Raw genomic sequence first — 18,903 nt, 5'->3', positions numbered from 1 at the left:
TCCCTCAAAAGAATAGGGCTTAGTCATCCTCGTTCATCTTGCGTCTGTAGTATTCCATATCCATGGAAGCATTGTACTTGGTGCTGCGCCATGAGTCCGCATTGGATCTGGCGATGCGTATAGCCTGTTCGGTATCGGCTATACGGTTCTCGGTATCCCTGATAGCAGCCTCAAGCTCGGCTATGCGTGTCTCCACCATAGTCTTTTTGGCCTTGAAGTCGTCCATAGCACCTGTGAGAGTGCTCCTTGTAGCCGCCATCTCATCGCTGAAGACGGCGTTGAGATCCACATCAGGCGTATCGGAGGCGTCCGCCATGCCGCCGAAATTCGTCGAAGCCTCGTCCGTATCGTTCACAACGGTAGTGAGACTGCTGTTAAGGCTGTCCTCACGATTTATGATGTTTATAAGATCGTTGAGAGCCGTTCTGTTCCTTGCAAGCTCAGCGTTGAGGCTGTTGAGCTCTGCCAGGAGCTGATTCTTCTGCTGTGTAAGCTCGTTTGCGCGGTTCTCACATTCGTTGATACCCGAACAAGCGTCATAATAGCGATTTCGTGCCTGATTGTAGTAGTATTCGTAATCCATGCGCATACCTCCTGTTAAAGCCGATGTATTCCGAAGCCGGAGCTCCGCGGTCACACAGCGTCCGCAGGAGCTGCCGAAGCAAAAGCTATGGCCGCGGGAATTCGCCTATATAAGCGGATCCTGACGATACAGCTCAGAATTTTCGCCGAAATGCCCAATCATTCAAGGGCATACTTTACATATATATGTCTTATTTTACCATATTTTTCTTCTCCAGTCAAGTAAATAAATAAAAATTGCTGACTGTTTTTTGCGATTTTAAAAAAACTCCCGTTTATTTGGTACAATATATTAAGCAAATCACATTCCATTGCAGCGCAGTCCGCTTATCGCACTATGCTCCACGCTTCGGCAATTCAGAAAATGTTCACAAAAATTTTCGACATTGTATTGACATAATATGATATATGTGGTAAAATGAACTTGAAAATATCCGCATCATACTTCATCAGAAATGGAGATGACAGCTATGTACATACATCATGCAGTGACATTATTCATTTAATATATGGCTTACTGTGTCTTGTATCAGGAAAGGTTCAATTAAGCGCAGTATTCACAGACGTGTGAACTGCGCTTTTTATTTTTTTCTGCGCGAGCGGCAGCGATATGCCTTAAAAGCCGCAGTATCGCAGCAATCATTTTTAAAGGGGGTCGAGATCATGAAAAAACGAATCACAAGTCTGCTGATGTCACTGGTATTCTGCCTGACCATGCTTCCCGCTGTCTCAGCCGGCACCGCGGCTGCGGAGAGTCCTAAGGGAAGATTCATCATGGACGCCGGAGTACGCACCGACGGAACTATCTCCGTTCTTCTCATCAAGGGCGGTGAGAGCAGCGGCAGCTCCGTTAACGGCGGCGAGCTGTATTACGGCGTGTATAACCCGACGAACGGCAGCTGGACGGAACAGCCCGTCGGCAAGGAAGCGCCTGCCGCGTCCGACGCTTCACTGGCTATGGTCAACAACACAGCCCACATCGCATACGTCAATGCCGACGGCGATATCGCCTATACCCACTCCGCAAAGAGCGGCTGGTCAGACGCAGTCATCATAACCTCAAAAGACTGCAACGACGCGGAAGGCGTGCTCTCCAGGCCCGATATCGGCATAGACAGCAAGGGCAAAGTCCATATCGCATACATGGATTCACAGGGCGCAGATGACGACTATTACCGCGACGCCGACCTTATGTATGCGACCAACGAGTCTGGCAAGTTTGTAAGCAACGTCGTTGTCAGCGGCACAGGCTGGTTCTCATCGCCCGACGGTGAAAGATCCTACGCCTCAACGCCTAAGCTCACCATTAACGATAACGGCTATAATATAGCCTACTGGCTGTATTCATGGTACAAGTGGATGGGCGGCTCGGACAAGTGCTACGAGACAGGCTATTCATGTGCAAAGGGAGGCGCCTCCTACAGCGAGGATTACCATTCTGTAAGCTTATATGAATACTGCGGCATCGGAAGCGACGCATATGCGCTCATATATACCAACGGCAAGTTCAAACTCATAAAGACTGCCACTGCTGATGATAAATATATCGCTGAGCTGGTGGAAAACAGCGAAGGCGAGTTCGGCAATTTCGCAGCAGACCTCACCACAGACAGTGACAATAAGCTGTATTACGCCGCTGTCAGCGGCAACTCACTGCTGCTTTATCAGGACGGCAGCTTCGTTACCGACCTGACCACGGAGACTCCTGTTCTCGGCAGCCATAAAAGGATAGCAACAGTTGTTGCACAGGGCGTTCAGTACGTTCTCTACACAGGTGATACAGAAGCCGATCAGCTGGTTATATCAAAGGCCTACAAGAAGGGCGTAAGCGAATTCGTTGTACCTGCGGATACCGACAAGGAAGAGCTGACAGACAAGATATCAGCAGTTCAGGAGCTCTTTGACGGCGGCGCTGTCTCTCAGTATACCGACGAGAGCGTTGCAGCTCTGAAGGCAGCTCTCGAAAAGGCCGTTGAGGTCATGGAGTCCGCTGCCTCCACACAGAAGGAGATAGATGAGGCCTGTGCTGCACTGGCTTCTGCCCAGGAGCAGCTGGTCGTAACTACTACAACAACTACCACAACTACCACTACGACCACAACTACCACCACTACCACAACAACTACCACTACGACCACAACTACCACCACTACCACAACAACTACCACCACAACTACGACCACTACCACGACCACGACAACTACCACAACAACAACAACTACTACCACCACCGCACCTATAAAGGTGGCCTTCAATGCCGGCGGAGGCACTGTTTCTCCCGGAAGCAAGGAGGTCAGGGAAGGCGAAAAATACGGAGAGCTGCCCACGCCTATCCGTGATAACTATGAGTTTGAAGGCTGGGCTATCGGCGAGGGCGTAAAGCGTGAAATGAATATCGTGGACTATTACGATACGCCTATTGTACGTCTGTCCCCTGCCGAGAACGAAACAGGCTGGGACGGCGAAACCCCTACAAAGTTCAAGATGGGCAGTATTGTTGTATTCGACGTTGCGCTTAACGACGCAGTTCCAACCGGATTGGACATTAACGACAGAACAGTCAGCGAATCCGCATACACCATCGAGGACAACCGAATATACGGACAGATAACCATAGACGACAGCTGTTACAGATCATGTTTCTGCTTCATTGATATACACAGCGATAAGCTCTGTGAGGACTACACTGTAAACAGCTTCTATGTGAGCCCGACGGATCAGTATATCATAACCGCCGACAGCACGGTGCAGCTTGCCGAGGATCATGAACTCTGTGCGATATGGAAGAAGATCAGGGCGGACGTTCCCGGAGATGTTACGGGAGACGGTATAATAGACGCGGTGGACGCTTCCTCCGTACTCGCCTACTACGCCCGCACAGCAACAAATCAGGAGGGCGGATACACCGAGGAGCAGCTGCTGGCTGCCGATATAAACCACGACGGCGAGATAAACGCAGTTGACGCTTCAAATATCCTTGCGTACTATGCTTATACCGCAGTTACTGACAAAAACGTCATGTCCCTTGAGGAATTCATGAAGAGCAGAAAATAATGCGATGCCCCTGTGCATTGACTGCACAGGGGCATTTTTTGTCTATGCAGTTATAAACGCAGTATTTATGGAGGTTTTCCGCTTATCCACAGCCCTTTTTGTAGCTTTTTCCGTATTTGCAAATTGTAATCGGTTTGTAATTGACAAAATGAGGGAAAAAGTGCTATACTAAACACTATATCTTAAAGCAGTATCGGCGAAATACCGCGATACCCGGGATATTATGACAAGGAATTCACAGAGACGGCCGTATCGGATCGGCGGATATTTAAGGAAAGAGAGGAAAAGAGAAGATGTCAGCAATAATAGAGATAAAAGACCTTACAAAGGAATTCAAGGTACTCAACCGACGCGAAGGACTCAAAGGCAGCATAAAGGATCTGTTTTCGAGAAACTACAAGACCGTCCGCGCTGTGGACAATATCAGCATGACCATACAGCAGGGCGAGATAGTCGGATATCTGGGCCCAAACGGCGCAGGAAAATCCACCACTATAAAAATGATGACCGGCGTTCTCGAACCTACCTCCGGAGAGATCCGTACAAACGGCATAGTCCCCTACGCCAACCGCGCAAGGAACGCTCAGGAGATAGGCGTTGTATTCGGTCAGCGTTCCCAGCTCTGGTGGGCTCTGCCCCTTGTGGAGTCCTTCAAGATACTGAAGGATATTTATCAGATACCCGATGAAAAATACAACAGTATGCTGGAGCTTTACGGCTCGCTGGTAGATCTGGAGCCCCTGCTCCACAAGCCTGTCCGCCAGATGTCACTTGGACAGCGCACTCTCAGCGATATACTGGCCGCATTTCTCCACGACCCGAAGATAGTTTTCCTGGACGAGCCTACCATAGGTCTTGACGTTTCAATGAAGTCAAAGATAAGGAAGCTCATACAGGCTCTCAATAAAGAAAAGAATACCACGGTAATACTGACCACCCACGATATGGGCGACGTTGACGCGCTGTGCAGAAGGATAGTAATAATCGACAAGGGCAAGATGCTCTATGATAACGATATCGAGCACCTGAAAAGCTTCTTCGGCTCATACCGTACACTGAAGATACGTCCCGACGGCGAGCTTTCGGCTCAGGCAGAGCTCATAGGAAAGGAGCTTCCAAATTTCTCCGTAACCGCTGACGACGAGTGGATAGCTATACTGGTGGACGAGGACAAGTCAAAGGTCATAGACGTTCTCGGACAGCTCCAGAAGTCCCACAAGATAAAGGATATGCAGCTGGAGGAGATATCCACCGAGGAAGTAATCAAGAAGATATACGAGGAGGGTGTTTCATGAAGCTGAAAAAACACATCACCCTCACAAAAGCAGGAATAATGGAATCATTGCAGTTCAGGCTGGGCACCTTTGTCATGGCTCTGGGAAATATACTCTACCTCATAGTGGTATATTATCTGTGGAAGGCCATTTACGCCTCGGCAGGAACGGATTCCGTCAACGGGATGACCTTCTCCGATACGCTCATTTATCTTGTGCTGGCAACGGCGCTGTTCAATTTTATGGAGATGTACACGGTGTGGGAGATGGGACGCAGCATACAGTCGGGAAAGATAGTTCTTGAACTGCTCAAGCCCATGGAATACAGATCATACCTGTTCTGGTCTAATTCGGGTGCTTTCGTGACCAATTTTGTATTCACCTTCCTGCCCACATTCATCGCCGTGGCTCTGGTAACTCACGGAGCAATACATATGGGGCTGAACCTGCTGTTCTTCCTCATCTCCGTTATCATAGCCATATCCATCAATTACAGCATAAACTTCATAGTGGGCACCATATGCGTCTATACCGAGTCCATATGGGGCATAAACATAATGAAGCAGGTGATAGTCCTGCTGCTCTCGGGAGCTACGATACCCCTGGCATTCTTCCCCGAGACATTCAGGAAGATAACCTATTACCTGCCTTTCCAGTCAATATACAACGCACCGCTGTCGATACTCCTGAACGCTCACCCCGAGCCAAAGGAGCTGCTCGTCACCATAGGCACACAGCTCATATGGGCAGCAGTTCTGATGATACTCAGCAAGCTGTTCTGGAAGGTGTCGCTGCGGCAGATCACGGTGAACGGAGGCTGATGACATGAAAAAGAAAGGACTTGGCTTCTATCTCAGGATATACTTCAAGATACTGGCTCAGGATATAAAGAGCAAGATGAGCTACCGTGCGGACTTCATAATCTCCACCATCGGCATGATATTCACCAATATAGCAGGCTTTGTGAGCTTCTGGATAATGTTCAGGAGCTTCCCGTCAATAAACGGCTGGGGCTATTACGAGATGCTGTTCCTTTACGGCTTCTCGCTGGTAGCCATAACTCCCGTGCAGTGTCTTTTCGACAACAACTGGAGCCTGAGAATAGCTGTCTATACGGGAGACTTCATAAAATACTGCTTCAGACCAATAAATATATTCTTCTACTATCAGTCGGAGGTATTCGACATCAAGGGTCTGGGACAGCTGGCATTCGGTATCGGTACGCTGATATACTCATGGAACAAGATAGGTCTCGGCTTTACACCGCTGATACTGCTGAAAATGATCGTTTTCCTCATCACCGCGTCACTGGTGATGATAGCCATGCAGAATGCTGCGGCAGCCACCTGCTTCTGGATAATGAATTCATTCTACGTTCTGGATCTGGTAACACGCTTCAAGGACTACGCAAAGTATCCCGTGACCATATTCAGCCCTGTATTCAGGTTCATATTCACCTTCCTGATGCCCATAGCGTTTATAGCGTACTATCCCAGTCTTGTCATACTGAGGCCCGATGAGGTGCCTCTGCTGTCGTGGCTGTCTCCCCTTATCGGAGTGGTCTTCTTCTGGCTGAGCTATAAATTCTGGATGCGCGGAGCCCTGAAATACAACGGTACAGGCTCGTAAGAGTTCCCACGCAAAAGCATACAAAACAGCCCCTGAGCGGTGTTATTACCGCTCAGGGGCATTTTTATAATGTTATGAAGTCCGCGGACATTCATGAAAGTGAACCCACTACCACCTGCCGCTGTTTTCCGTCATCGGTACAGGTAACAACAGTGATCCTGTTATCACCGAAATCATCGAGTATCCATGTCTCGTTCGGCTCTACGATAAAGGTCTCCTTCACGGTATAGACGTAGGCGTTTTTCTCCTTATCATAAAGAGTGATCTTCATTCCCGCCCTGATCTTTTTCAGGTTGTTGAAGTACTCCTTGTATATGGTGCTGCTGTGGCCTGCTATACAGTAATTGCCTTTTCCGAAATCCCCGGTTCCCGTGAAATGCCCCACTGCCCTGGAAATGGTCTTATTGTCCGTTCCCTCCAGAATGGGAGCCTTGATATCCAGATCGGCTATTTCAATCACGGGGTTTTCGCGCATGAGCTTCTGCTTCTGAAGCTCGCGGTATACCTTCCTGACGCCGAAAAAGCCCAGGACACTTACACCGGCGAGCACTGCAATAAGTCCTGTTATGAACAGGAACCACTGCCTTTTGGTTTTCTTTTGTCTTATTTCAGCATTAATTCTATTATTCATGTTCTTTTCCGCGGATAATTACCGGCTTTCTCTGACCAAAGGCGGCTGAGCACCGTTTTTACCGACCCCGGCCTGCCGCATTACGCCTTTGCTTTTACTTTCTCACTATACGGGCCATGCCGCCGTTTCCTACATAATAGACGTCTAACGAGTTCTGACCGCAGTAGCAGCCGATAAAGAACTCACTGCCCTCATAGAAAGCGAAATAGGGTACCTTATCGCCGTTTGAGTATTCCTCGTACTTGAGCTCCACCGTGCCTGAGTGAGTATTTCCGTCAGGATCGGTATATGTGTATGTACTGTCGTCCTTGACGGTTATGGTGCCGTTATCATTTGCGCTTACGTCAACGGTAAAGTTGCCTGCTGCCACCTGATAGGTCCACTGACCCACAAGATTCCTGATATCCGCATTATATGCCATAGGATCATAATCCTCTATCTTCTTGACAAAGTCAGCGCTTACATAACCTGTCTTACCGTTATAGCTTGTGACATACCAGCCGTTTGTGCTGCATGAGTATACATCTATCTGTGTTCCGTTGGGAATTGAGGCGATCACGTTTCCGTTTGTATCGGGCTTGTCTCTCATGTTGAGATCATCAGACTTAGTTGCCACCGAGCCGCCGAACAGATAAGTTTCCTGACTGATAACAGGAGCGCTTGCGCCTGCCCCCCCGGCAGCTGTTTCAGTCTTTTCGGCTGCCTTTGTCTCAGCTTCTGTGACAGTTGTTGCTGCGGCTTCCTTCTTCTCTGCCGTTGTAGTTGCCGCTTCCGAAGCAGCTTCTGCCGTAGTCGTAACTGTGACAGCTGCTGATGGGGTTTCTGACGTACCGTCATTTTCTGTAACTCCGCAGCCTGTCAAAGAGGCGATAATACCTAACATTGCAATAATTATAAGATGCTTTTTCATATTTTTTATCTCCTTTAAAATGTTTCTTTCTGTCAGTCCTTTGCTGTTGTGACCATTATAGCACATCTTCACAGGCAATGCTGCAAAATTACAGAATTGTAATCGTCTTATCAGCCGCGGGTAAACTCAAGGCTGTCAGCAGCGTTTTCTTTACTGTCCTGCCATGTTAGATTGCCGTTATCAAGAATACTGAACACCGCACTTCCGTCGGTATATTTCTGAACAGAGGATTCAGAGCCTACGCCCAGACCGGCATACTCCGTACAAATGCCCATTCCGTCGGATACGAGCTGGTCGCTGTCTGCGTAGTATTTGCAGTAATATGACCAGTTGCAGCCCTCCGACTCAGATGAGCTCCAGTGTATATCAGCGCTGTATGTTCCGTAGCCGATACGGGTTATAACCATGTGGCATCTTCCGCAGTCCCATGCTCCTGCGAATTTCTCGGCAGGTGCGGGCTCGCTGTTATTGTCCTGCGCTTCCTGACTTACATCAGCGGCAGAAACGAAGCTCATTGATATACCGTCAGATGCCGAGCACAGTCTGGTCATATTATCCTCGCCGCGCCTGACACAGAAACGTACCCATTGGTTTTCCTCATCGGGGCAGAAAGAGTACACTATGTCTCCCGAATCCTGAGCCTCTGTCTTTATATTGCCGTATTTGCTTCCGCCGCCGCGGTATGCAAGCTGATATGTTCCGTCGGCGTTTACAGTGAGGGTACGGGAATCCAGTGCGTCCTCCTCATACCAAGTTCCCACGACAGCGCTGACATCATACGCGTCGGGAGCTGCCGTAACACTGACAGAAGCGGCTTCGGTGGTGCTGTTTTCGGCTGTGGTGGTTTCCCTTTCCGCTGATGTACCTTCAGATGCGGAAGCTGACGTGGAAGAAGTCGTATTCGCAGGCGTACTGTTATTCCTGTCCTCCGTTTTTCCGCATGATACCATTGCGGATATCATTATAAGCATTGCAAGACAAGCAGTTGGTTTCTTCATAGTTTTTCTCCTTTGTTATAAATTCTGAGATATGTGTGATCTCTGCTGAAATTATTATATATTATATGCGGAGTCCGTGTTGTGAAATTACAGATCTGTAATCGGAAAATATTCAGAATATGACCCGTCTCAGGACGTACTCGCCCTCCGACGTGGAAGCTATCTCATATGTGCTCATATCGTCCATGTTCAGATGCTTTTTCAGTCGGGAGATATTCACTCTTATGGTATTCTTGCTGTCCTCGACGTCGCAGCCGTAGATGTTCTTGTATATCTCCCGGTAGCTTATGCGGGAGCCCAGCTGCGAGGCAAGCATATACAGTATCTGCAATTCGCGCTGCGGCAGCGGACACTCGCAGCCGTCCAGTGTGGCAGAGCCTGCAAACAGGTCTATGGTAAGCTCAGGCAGCTCTATCCTCGGATGCTGCGGAGCCTGCTTCGCATTACGGCGGAGCTGCACCTCTATACGCGCCTTCAATACGTTAAGGTCGTACGGCTTTGTTATGTAGTCGTCGCCGCCGCTGCGGAACCCCATTACAACGTCATCGTTTTCGTCGCGGGCCGTGAGGAATATTACGGGAGCCTGCGTTTTCTGTCTGAGTATCCTGCAAAAATCCATTCCGTCGCCGTCGGGCAGCATAACGTCAAGGAGCACAAGATCGGGGATACATTCCTCCAGCATGAAGGCGGCAGTCTGTACCGAATCCGCACAATGCACGGTATATCCCTCTTTTTCAAGGAATGTGCTGTTTATTCTCATTATGTCCGAATCGTCTTCCACCAATAAAATATGTGACATAAAAAACCTCCTGATTACACTTTTGTAATTTGGTACACATTCTAATAAAAATATGGTATAATATAATCAGCCTGGAAAGGAGGCGATAATATGAATAAAAGAAAGAAATCAAAGCTTCGCAGCAAACTGTTCGCACTGATACTTGCTTCTATGCTTCTGCTTCTGGTATGTATGGGCACCGTATTCGCTCTTTTCACAAATCAGATACGGAAACAGGAAAAAAGGTCCCTTACGAATTATTCTCATGATATGAAACAAGTATACTATGAGGATCAGAAGCTGGTCTTGTCCAAAGAGACATGGTATTCTGTAAACTGGCTTTCATATCTCGCGGGGAATCATTTCTACGCGGTCACATCGCAGGAAACCTTTGAGCTGCAATGCATGAGTCTGCTGGATACATACTGCACTGTTACCGAAAAAGTAGCTGATTGCTTTCCGGACGACGAAGTGCTTTTTATATATCACGGAGACTATTTCTTCTGCGCCAACGGCTATTCAGAGGAATATGCGGAACAGCTGCTGAACGAGATCTACGGCGACGACCGGCGTCAGAGCGAGATCGGCGGCCATATATTCCCTGACGGTGTCACATGGATGAAAAAGAGCATTAAGGATTACTCATTCCTGAGGACCGACAACGCACTCATATCCATAGGCATAAACACGGTTTATGATATGTCGGATAATTCGCCGGTAAAGCTCTGTATCATCAAAACAGACAACAATAACGAATCCATAGACAACTTTTCCAGAGAGTTTATAGATGAGTATGAAGATACTGCCAATACTGCCAATGTACGTGCCCTGCGCCGTGCCTTTGCGATAATGGCTGCGGTGGTTCTCCTGATGATCCTTGTCTGTCTGATGTACACACGAAAAATATCAGGATATATCGCCGATCCCATTGAGCTTGAACGGCTCCGTGCTCAGCAGGAGAAGGAAGCTCTCGAAGAAGCCAACCGAATGAAAACCGCCTTTCTCTCCGACGCTTCACATGAGCTGAAAACGCCTCTTGCCGCCATGTCCGGCTATGCACAGAATGCGGAGCTCGACCTTGCAAACGGCGGCGATACGTCTCTTGTACAGGAGAATCTGAAGCGCATATCCTCGGAAGCCAATCGCATGGCTCTCATGGTAACACAGATACTTGACGCCACCCGTATAGAGGAAGGGCGTATGGTGCTGGAACCTTCTCCGTGTGATATAGACGGCATTGTCCGCGAAACAGTTGAGACATATTTTGCAGTCCTCAACAAGAACAATAACAGACTTGCCATCCGTATCCCCCTTGAACTGCCGGAAGTTATTGCCGACAGCTCAAGATTGCAGAGAGTTTTCGTAAATCTTATCTCCAACGCTCTCAAGCACACCAAAAACGGCACCATTCTCGTAAAAGCAGAGGAAGAAGACAGCTTCGTCAAGATCACCGTAAAGGACACCGGAAGCGGTATCTCCCCGGAGGATATGCCGCATATCTGGGAGAGATACTACAAGGGCAGGCACTCCGAGACCGGCACGGGACTTGGTCTGTTCATATGCAAATTCATAATCGAGTCCCACGGAGGAAAGATCTGGGCAGAAAGTGAGGTCGGAAAGGGGACTGCCTTTATGTTTACTCTGCCCCTGAAATAATTCACTTTTCTATTATAACATAGTTTTACTCAAAAATCCAGTGTTTTTATTATAAAACAAAATGATAGCTCCAACACAGATGAGCTCCTGCTTTCAGGGACCATATTATATAATTCATCGTAAAACGAACAAAAGAGGCTCTCCGTATGCGGAAAGCCTCTTTTCTTCTGTCAAGTCATTATCCTGCTCATATGAACAGTTGATATCATGAGAACAGAGCTTCATAATATTCAGGCGTTTTATTGGTTTTGTCAGAAGCGTACCATATCTCACATAATAGAGCATCATCTATCTTTCTCACACAAAAGGCTTCATAACTGTTTTCATCTCCGTCATAGTGAGAGATATACCTAAGATACTCCTGACCGCCGATAGTTGTCTTTTTTGCGTCCCCAAAATCTATCTTGGAGCCTTGCTCCTTGGAAAGATTTGCCAGATATTCCCTGTAAACGTCAAGTGCGTCTTCTTCTGTAATTTCTTCCTTATCAGGAAAGAGTGCAGAAGAGAGCATTTTGGTATTATAGAAAGTGATACAAACAGCTTCATTCATGTTTCCGAAATTCGCCTCATATATCGATGATCTCAGAATTGCAAGCTCTGTTTCATCGGTAGTCTCTGCTATCTGTGCTTCCTTCATTTCAGCATTGTATGCTGAGAAATAATTCAGATTACCTGGAACATTAAACTTAATACCTGCATAATCATTTACATATACGCCGTCTTTGAAGAGTCCCTTAGTGTAATTCGTTCCCTCAGTTGCCGGATCATCGGCTACTACAGTCGGCGGATCAAGAATTGTCTCTGGCTCTGCTTTAGCCTTGAAATCGCCGCCGTAGTTGAGACCGTAGCCTCTTTCGAGCCAGCACTTGTCTGTGCCTATCTGGTCTGTCGAGCTGTACCACGGCGAGGGCAGTTTGCCTGTGAAGTCAGCGCAGCCGCAGAGAACATCGGATATGCCCTTGCCCTCAGAACCGGGAAGATAGCACATGACCACGCTGTCCCAGTCGTCGTATATTCTCGGATTTATGAGAACATTTCTGCCTGCGATTATACAGGTAACAACGGGCTTGCCCAGTTCCTTGGCTTCCTGTCGTGCCTGCCTGTTGCCGTCAAGTCCCAGTGCACCGAAAAGGCTCATATCCTCGGTGTCGCCGTTCCACTCGGCGTAGGTCTTCTCGCCTAAGCAAAGCAGCACAACATCGGCTTTATCTGCTTCTTCCTCAGCTGTTATGACTTCTATGCCGTAGTCCTTTGCGTATCTCTCAAACGCCTCCTGTATAGTTGTAACTCCCGGAACGTCCTTTGAGTTTGCGCCGTTCCAGTCCATGGTCCAGCCGCCGCACTGTGCCTGACAGCTGTTTGCCGCAGGACCTGTTATATAGACCTTTGTACCTTCTTTCAGCGGGAGCACGTTATTGTCGTTTTTGATGAGCACAAGGCTCTCCTCAACAAGCTTTTCGGCTACCTTACGGTATTCGAGAGAGCCGGTTTCCGTCTGCTTTGTTTCGAGGTTCCCGCAGAGCGGATCGTCGAAAATGCCTGCTTCCTTCTTGACCCTGATTATTCGCGTAACAGCGTCGTTGACACGTTCTTCGCTTATATCGCCGCTGCCCACAGCGTCAACGATTATCTGCTTTGCCTCGTCGTATCTGTCGGTCTCCATGAGCATATCAATGCCCGAATTCACGCCGTTGATGACCTGCTCCCTGTATGTGGCGCCCGAGGTATGCTCAATGGAGCCCCAGTCGCTGACGATGAAGCCCTCAAAGCCCATTTCGTCTTTCAGCTTCATGATGTACTCTTTGTTTTCGTGCATCTTCACGCCGTTGAGGGCGGAATGGCTTATCATTATGGTCTGAACGCCTGCGTCTATCTGCGCCTGATATACCTTGAGAAGCTCCTCTATCTCCCCGTCTGTGAGCTGAGCGTCGCCGCGGTCGATACGCTTGAGGGGAGTTCCCTCCTCGCCTGTGCCGTATACAACATTGCCGTCGCCGAAGAAATGCTTTGCGCAGGCAACAAGTCCGCCGTCCTGAAGTCCCTTTGTATAGGCCGTGCTGAGCTTTGTTATGGTTTCAAGATCTGAGCCGTAGGACTCATATGTACGTCCCCAGCGCGGGTCAACGGACTGAGCCACGCAGGGCGAGAAGTTCCACAGCATATGGCATAGTTTTGCCTCGTCAGCCGTTATAAGTCCCACCTGATAGGCAAGCTCCTCGTCGTTTGCGGCTCCCTGTCCGATATTGTGGGGGAAGTATACTGCGTCCCTGCAATAATTGACGCCGTGAACGTCGTCCTGACCGTAGATATACGGGATACCGGCCTCCGATTCAATCGCTGCATTCTGGAAGCTGTCAACGGTCTCGCACCATTCGTCGGAACCAATGCAGCCAACTGTAGAAAGGATACTGCCGTAGTCGTTGGCTTTCATGTCCTCCGCAGTGATATTGTAGACTGCAGGCTGAACCATCTGAGCAGCCTTTTGTTCGGGAGTAAGCGTTGCAACTATCTCCTCGGGAGTCATAGAAGCATAGGTCTTATACTTTGCTCCGTCGAACTCCACCTCTGTCTTTGTCGCAGCTTCAGTTGCAGATGTGGTTGCAGTTGTGGTTTCAGAAGCTGTCTCGATTTGAGATACGGATGATTTGTTGTTTTTCTGCGAGCATGATACTGGCGAAGCCAGTAATGCCAGCGGAAGTAATAATGCGATGGCTTTTTTCATGTCTGCTCCTTTCGGTACATTTGAAATTATATCTGATATTGCAAGTATTTTATCCATCAATCAGTGTAAATATTATATCACAACCGGCAAACAAATGCAAGAAAATGCGTACAGACGTTATATGCTGTCATAACAAATTCAGAACCGCCTGAACAGGCGGTTCTGAATTGTAATTTACTTCTTCATATATTCTTCCATTGTCATAGCTTCTCCCTCAGCTGTTGTTGCAACATATGCGTAGTAAGCAAGTATATTTGAAGCGTCAACAGCGTTTATATCACCGTCATGGTTTACATCTGCTGCTGTCTTCTGATCTTCGTCATATCCGCCGTCCTGATTGGTTGAGGTCATTGCATAATAAGCAAGTACTGATGAAGCATCTACTGCATTTATTTCTCCGTCCCTGTTAACATCTCCCATTACCACATCAGGCTCTGTATCAACAATAAGCGAGTCTTTGACCTTGCCTATTTTATTGTCTGAAGCTTCGGAAGGGATACCGCTGTAACTCAGCAGTCCGCTTGCAATATGAAGTTCGGCTCCCGATATATCTTCTCTGTCAGAAATGAGTGTTATCACATCAGAGAAGCCGGTATCATTGTTTTCCGACTTTGAGAATCTTATCTTGCTCGGAATGACATCACCATTGCTGTCGGTAAGATAAACATTCTCTTCCACAGCAGTGCTGTCGGTTATGAACTGTGACATCTTGATCTGAACACCGTTAGCATAAGCGTCTATGTTTTCTATCCTGGCAGCTTCCTTACTCTTGAGAGGAATGTTGACGTCGGTCTGAACAGGCAGAACGGGAAGCCACTCGGTAGTATAGGTCTCATAGCCCTCGGCTTCTATCCTTACCTGCCATAATCCCTCGGGAACGTCCCACATGAACCAGCCTGCGGAGTCGGTTATCTGCGGATTGATCTGATCGTAATCCTCAGCGTTCCATTTGACAGCCTTGCCGCTGCCGTCATCATAGTAAATAGTGGCGGTAGCTCCCTCGACCCGGTTATCGGGAACAGCCGCGTAAACATAGCCGCTGGGATCTATGCCGACCTTCATTCCGCCCTTACCGGAAGCAAATACTCTTTTTTTGAGATTGTCCTCCTGCTTGTCCAGCAACTTGTTCAGCAGCCAGCTTCCGAATGTGATAACTCCGCCTATTGCGATTCCCACTGCACACGGTATAGCAGATGCAAAGGTAACAGCTGCGCCCAGTGTGACCGCACCTACTGCGATAATGACGCGTGAATAATATATTCCCTTTGCCTGAGCCTTTAATTCCATGCTGTGTGCGCGTACATCGGGATTCTTGGAAAAATCTATCTGTTCGAGAGTATTTGAATAACCCTGATAGCTTCCGTAGAGGTCTATACCGTTCTGGACCGCGCTCATAACGACAGTAGCGCCCTGAGCAGCAGTCTTTACGCCGCCCTTCAGAAGGTCCGTAGCGAGCGAAACGTCCACACCTGCAAGAGAGTCCTTCTGAAGATCCTTTGTCTCATTGAAGAATTCCTTTACATACGAGGTCTCGCCATTGTCCTGATTCTTGTCGATCGTTACAATTCCTGTGGGCGTGCCTGCATCGCTGCTCTTGAGGAAGCTGTAAGCGGAGCTTCCGTCGGACATGGCCATCTTCTCGGTAACTTCACGGACTTCGCTCTCCTCGGTCAGATACCTTGTATAATAAACGTGGGTATCGCCGTTTTCGTCCGTTACGGTCACGCCCGATTCTGTAAAGCCGTACTCCTCAGGATCGGCAGCCGCCTTTTCAGCCGTAAGTTCACTGCCATCGATAAAGATGGAATCGGACAGATCCTGAATAATGTTGATATTCAACTCGCTTGGCGGTTCCTCATAAGGTCCGGTATCGGGGATAACTCCCGGAGGAATGGGCATTTTGATCCTGACAGCTGTTCTGGTGGAGGTATTCTCACTGACATCTATCTTTGAATTGTCAACGAGTATCTTTACAGGGTCAACGTTCTCCGGAGTGACATTGAGCAGATCCTTTCCCTTGAAATCAAGGCTTGACGAGCCGTCGGCATTTTTGCTGAGGACAGCTGTTCCCTTTTCGGTCTTGGGCGTCTGACCTATGTACAGATCGCCGGGAAGCGTTGTGTCAAAAGAACCTCTTCCCTTGTATTTGCCTGTCTCGGCATCCTTATCCAACGGAACGCATGAGAGATCACCGTTTGAATCCGAGAACACATATGCTCTGTCAACATTGTCGTCGTTGTCGAGTTCAACTTCAAAATCAAACGGGTGATAAGGATTGTAAACAACATACGGAGAATATCCGGTGCGGAACATATCCGTCATGTTCCTATGCCATACGTCGCCGTGAGTCTCATGTGAGACCTCAAAGTCAACGAGCACGGGCATATCCTCATCAACGCTTATCTGCACCTTGTCGGATTTATTGCTGCCGCACACAGCCTGTACAGTAATAATACCGTCGACGGGCTCGCACTCTACCTGAGCGCTGTACTTGCCTGTGTATTCGTTTGTATCGACTGTCGTACTCTCCTCATCGTTGACCATGATCGAAACCTTCTCTCCCACGGTGGCATAGCCGTAAACATAGAAGCTCGACTTGCCGTCCTTCACGCTTACCGTGTCGGGAACGTTAATGGTCACGGGCTCGAATATAGTATCTGTTGCGACGATCTGCTTGACGTCCCATTCATAGAAGGGCTCCTTGTGTATCCTTGTGCCGAATTCCGCATTGACCTTTACAGTATTATCCTCGGGATTGCGGATACTGAAACGGAAGATACCCGTTGGCGAGCCGAGATCCACCCTGAACCCGACATCACCTGCTTTAAGGCCGTCGGGAAGGCTCTCGTCAATAACAAGATGCTTCCAGGGCTGTACGGAAACATCAAGCTGCGCCTTTTCAAAGTTATCAATGAATCTCGGATTGACAGAATAATATATAGTATAGTTGGTGATACCGTCCCTGGCATTTGAGGGAGACGACTTCGTGATGAAGAGATCGCCCTTCTTTGCAATGCTGAACCTCTCGTCCCAGAGATTGTTACAGTAGGAAAACGCACTGTTCTCTACTTCGACGTTATCCTGCTTCATCTCCACAGTTTCAAGCTCATAGCAGCGTGCAAAAGCATTTGCCTTTATCCTGGTGACGCTTTCGGGGATAACTGCTTTTTTCAGCACTTCACAGTTGATAAAGAGCTTTTCCGGGATCTCCGTGCGGCCGTCTGCAATGTATACGGTTTCGAGAGCAGGCGCACTTGAAAAAGCATATCCGTCGCCTTTCAGCGTGGAGGGAACTGTAAGCTCCTTAAGACTTTTACAGCCGGAGAATACACTCTGTCCTTCTATGGTAGTGATACCCTCATGCAGATTTATATTAGAGAGGGATTCATCGCCGTCAAAAGCATAACTACGAATAGTAGTAACAGACTTAGGTATAACTATTTCTGTCAGATTCGGATGACCGCTTGCAGTCATTGCATTGATCTCGGTTATGCCTTCTGCAAATTCCAGCTTTTCGATTCCGCTCTGCCAGAAAGCCGAAACCTCTTTATAGTTGCCTTTTGTAGGAAGTTCCATAGGAACGTACAGGTACTTCAGTGATTTCAGATTTCCGAAACTGCGTGCATTGAGCTCTTTCAGATTTGCCGGCAGATTGAGTTTTTCTATACCCGTACAATACTCAAAGGCGTAGGAATCAACTATCTCAACACTGTCAGGTATTTTCGGATCTTTAAGAGCATAACACTCCTCAAAGGCACGTGAGCCTATCTTTACAGGGGCATCAGGCCAGTTTATGTTTTCAAGGTTCACGCAATACTGACAGATATTCGGCGGTATCTCGGTTCTGTCGGGACCGAAGCTTATCTCCTTGATACCGCATCTGCTGAAAAAGCCGTATTTTTCTTCACCGAATGTCCACGTATCAGGAACATAAACTGATGTGAGCTTAGGGTTATTAGTGAATGCCCATGTATCGATGAAATCGAGCGTATCAGGCAGGTCGAGCACTTCAAGATCGGGGTTGTTGGCTATACCGCAGTAGCCTATGCTCCTGACGCTGTCGGGAACGTGTATCTCCTTCAGACCGATTATGGAATCGAAGGCGTTATCACCGATAGCTGTAACGGAGTCCGGGATAACAAGCTCGCCCATATAGTCCGTACAGGAAAAAAGCGACTTCGGCACAGTTTTCATGCCGTCCTCGATTATAACCTTGTTGATCTTGCAGTAAGTGAACGGGCGTTCCGCCTTTTTCAGCGTTGCAGGGATAACGAGGGTATCCAGCGTTTTGTAGTCGTTAAAGCACCAGTTGTTGATCTTTTCGATGTGATCGGGCAGCACTATTTCCGTGACGGTAGAGTTACTTCCGTAGGTGCTGTGACCGAAATAATTTGTATCTATCTCGGTCACGTATTTGCCGTCTATTTTAGACGGCAGTACGATTCTGGTCTCGTCGTACTCGTCCTTGCGTTCAGGATCGCGTCCCTTGAGCGTGATGGTACCCTCATCGTTAACGATGTAGGCAAAACCGTCGTCGGTATAGAGGTAGTTATCCTCCTCAGCATGAATTGGCGGCGGCATTACAATCATTGCCGAAGTAAAAGCAAAGACTGTACTCAGCACCGCAGACATAAAACGTTTGCCGAATGGTCGCTTCATATAAACACTC

12 protein-coding genes are annotated in these 18,903 nt (G+C 48.2%); 5 read left to right on the top strand and 7 right to left on the bottom strand.

Annotated elements, in window-relative coordinates:
• Nucleotides 1-19: 19 nt before the first annotated feature.
• Nucleotides 20-583 carry a hypothetical protein gene (locus tag Q0Y65_RS05925; protein ID WP_297958152.1) on the bottom strand — a complete coding sequence of 188 codons (564 nt, stop codon included), beginning with the start codon at nt 581-583 and terminating at the stop codon, nt 20-22.
• A 662-nt stretch (nt 584-1,245) separates the two neighbouring features.
• On the opposite strand from Q0Y65_RS05925, the gene Q0Y65_RS05920 reads away from it, so the two are divergent.
• The 4 genes from Q0Y65_RS05920 (at nt 1,246) to Q0Y65_RS05905 (ending at nt 6,539) form a co-directional block, all read left to right on the top strand.
• A complete protein-coding gene (locus tag Q0Y65_RS05920) occupies nt 1,246-3,636 on the top strand; it encodes a dockerin type I domain-containing protein (RefSeq protein WP_297958150.1) in 2,391 nt (796 codons plus the stop codon).
• Between the two features lie 293 nt (nt 3,637-3,929).
• Entirely contained in the window at nt 3,930-4,931 is a 1,002-nt protein-coding gene (locus Q0Y65_RS05915) for an ATP-binding cassette domain-containing protein (protein WP_297958148.1), read from the top strand.
• Nucleotides 4,928-5,731: an ABC-2 family transporter protein gene (locus Q0Y65_RS05910; RefSeq protein ID WP_297958147.1), complete on the top strand. Its 804-nt coding sequence runs from the start codon at nt 4,928-4,930 to the stop codon at nt 5,729-5,731. Before Q0Y65_RS05915 ends, Q0Y65_RS05910 begins: the two co-directional genes overlap by 4 nt.
• Nucleotides 5,732-5,735: 4 nt before the next feature.
• Nucleotides 5,736-6,539: an ABC transporter permease gene (locus Q0Y65_RS05905; RefSeq protein WP_297958145.1), complete on the top strand. Its 804-nt coding sequence runs from the start codon at nt 5,736-5,738 to the stop codon at nt 6,537-6,539.
• Between the two features lie 91 nt (nt 6,540-6,630).
• Here the strand turns inward: Q0Y65_RS05905 and Q0Y65_RS05900 are convergent, their stop codons facing one another.
• From Q0Y65_RS05900 to Q0Y65_RS05885, 4 genes are all read right to left on the bottom strand, one after another.
• Nucleotides 6,631-7,170 carry a class D sortase gene (locus Q0Y65_RS05900; RefSeq protein ID WP_297958143.1) on the bottom strand — a complete coding sequence of 180 codons (540 nt, stop codon included), beginning with the start codon at nt 7,168-7,170 and terminating at the stop codon, nt 6,631-6,633.
• A 94-nt stretch (nt 7,171-7,264) separates the two neighbouring features.
• Nucleotides 7,265-8,080 carry an SH3 domain-containing protein gene (locus Q0Y65_RS05895; protein ID WP_297958141.1) on the bottom strand — a complete coding sequence of 272 codons (816 nt, stop codon included), beginning with the start codon at nt 8,078-8,080 and terminating at the stop codon, nt 7,265-7,267.
• 110 nt (nt 8,081-8,190) lie between these two features.
• A complete protein-coding gene (locus Q0Y65_RS05890; RefSeq protein ID WP_297958139.1) occupies nt 8,191-9,078 on the bottom strand; it encodes a hypothetical protein in 888 nt (295 codons plus the stop codon).
• 112 nt (nt 9,079-9,190) lie between these two features.
• Nucleotides 9,191-9,877, bottom strand: a complete 687-nt coding sequence (locus Q0Y65_RS05885) for a response regulator transcription factor (RefSeq protein WP_297958137.1) — start codon at nt 9,875-9,877, stop codon at nt 9,191-9,193.
• 90 nt (nt 9,878-9,967) lie between these two features.
• Here Q0Y65_RS05885 and Q0Y65_RS05880 point away from each other — a divergent pair, with 90 nt between their 5' ends.
• Entirely contained in the window at nt 9,968-11,512 is a 1,545-nt protein-coding gene (locus Q0Y65_RS05880) for a sensor histidine kinase KdpD (protein WP_297958135.1), read from the top strand.
• Nucleotides 11,513-11,717: 205 nt separating this feature from the next.
• Here the strand turns inward: Q0Y65_RS05880 and Q0Y65_RS05875 are convergent, their stop codons facing one another.
• Together Q0Y65_RS05875 and Q0Y65_RS05870 are read right to left on the bottom strand one after the other, a co-directional pair.
• The gene (locus tag Q0Y65_RS05875) at nt 11,718-14,234 is read right to left on the bottom strand and encodes a glycoside hydrolase family 3 protein (RefSeq protein ID WP_297958133.1); all 2,517 of its coding nucleotides are present in this window, start codon (nt 14,232-14,234) and stop codon (nt 11,718-11,720) included.
• A 174-nt stretch (nt 14,235-14,408) separates the two neighbouring features.
• Nucleotides 14,409-18,893, bottom strand: coding sequence for a leucine-rich repeat protein (locus tag Q0Y65_RS05870; protein ID WP_297958130.1), 4,485 nt, complete (start codon nt 18,891-18,893; stop codon nt 14,409-14,411).
• Nucleotides 18,894-18,903: the final 10 nt, after the last annotated feature.

It is taken from the genome of uncultured Ruminococcus sp., assembly GCF_947301925.1.
GTDB lineage: Bacteria > Bacillota > Clostridia > Oscillospirales > Ruminococcaceae > Ruminococcus.
This window is presented reverse-complemented; position numbering and strand designations above follow the sequence as displayed.

Coding starts and splice junctions, on each gene's coding strand:
- Q0Y65_RS05910 (WP_297958147.1), top strand. CDS start 4,928: ATGAAGCTGAAAAAACACATCACCCTCACAAAAGCAGGAATAATGGAA.
- Q0Y65_RS05870 (WP_297958130.1), bottom strand. CDS start 18,893: ATGAAGCGACCATTCGGCAAACGTTTTATGTCTGCGGTGCTGAGTACA.
- Q0Y65_RS05875 (WP_297958133.1), bottom strand. CDS start 14,234: ATGAAAAAAGCCATCGCATTATTACTTCCGCTGGCATTACTGGCTTCG.
- Q0Y65_RS05900 (WP_297958143.1), bottom strand. CDS start 7,170: ATGAATAATAGAATTAATGCTGAAATAAGACAAAAGAAAACCAAAAGG.
- Q0Y65_RS05885 (WP_297958137.1), bottom strand. CDS start 9,877: ATGTCACATATTTTATTGGTGGAAGACGATTCGGACATAATGAGAATA.
- Q0Y65_RS05895 (WP_297958141.1), bottom strand. CDS start 8,080: ATGAAAAAGCATCTTATAATTATTGCAATGTTAGGTATTATCGCCTCT.
- Q0Y65_RS05880 (WP_297958135.1), top strand. CDS start 9,968: ATGAATAAAAGAAAGAAATCAAAGCTTCGCAGCAAACTGTTCGCACTG.
- Q0Y65_RS05905 (WP_297958145.1), top strand. CDS start 5,736: ATGAAAAAGAAAGGACTTGGCTTCTATCTCAGGATATACTTCAAGATA.
- Q0Y65_RS05915 (WP_297958148.1), top strand. CDS start 3,930: ATGTCAGCAATAATAGAGATAAAAGACCTTACAAAGGAATTCAAGGTA.
- Q0Y65_RS05925 (WP_297958152.1), bottom strand. CDS start 583: ATGGATTACGAATACTACTACAATCAGGCACGAAATCGCTATTATGAC.
- Q0Y65_RS05920 (WP_297958150.1), top strand. CDS start 1,246: ATGAAAAAACGAATCACAAGTCTGCTGATGTCACTGGTATTCTGCCTG.
- Q0Y65_RS05890 (WP_297958139.1), bottom strand. CDS start 9,078: ATGAAGAAACCAACTGCTTGTCTTGCAATGCTTATAATGATATCCGCA.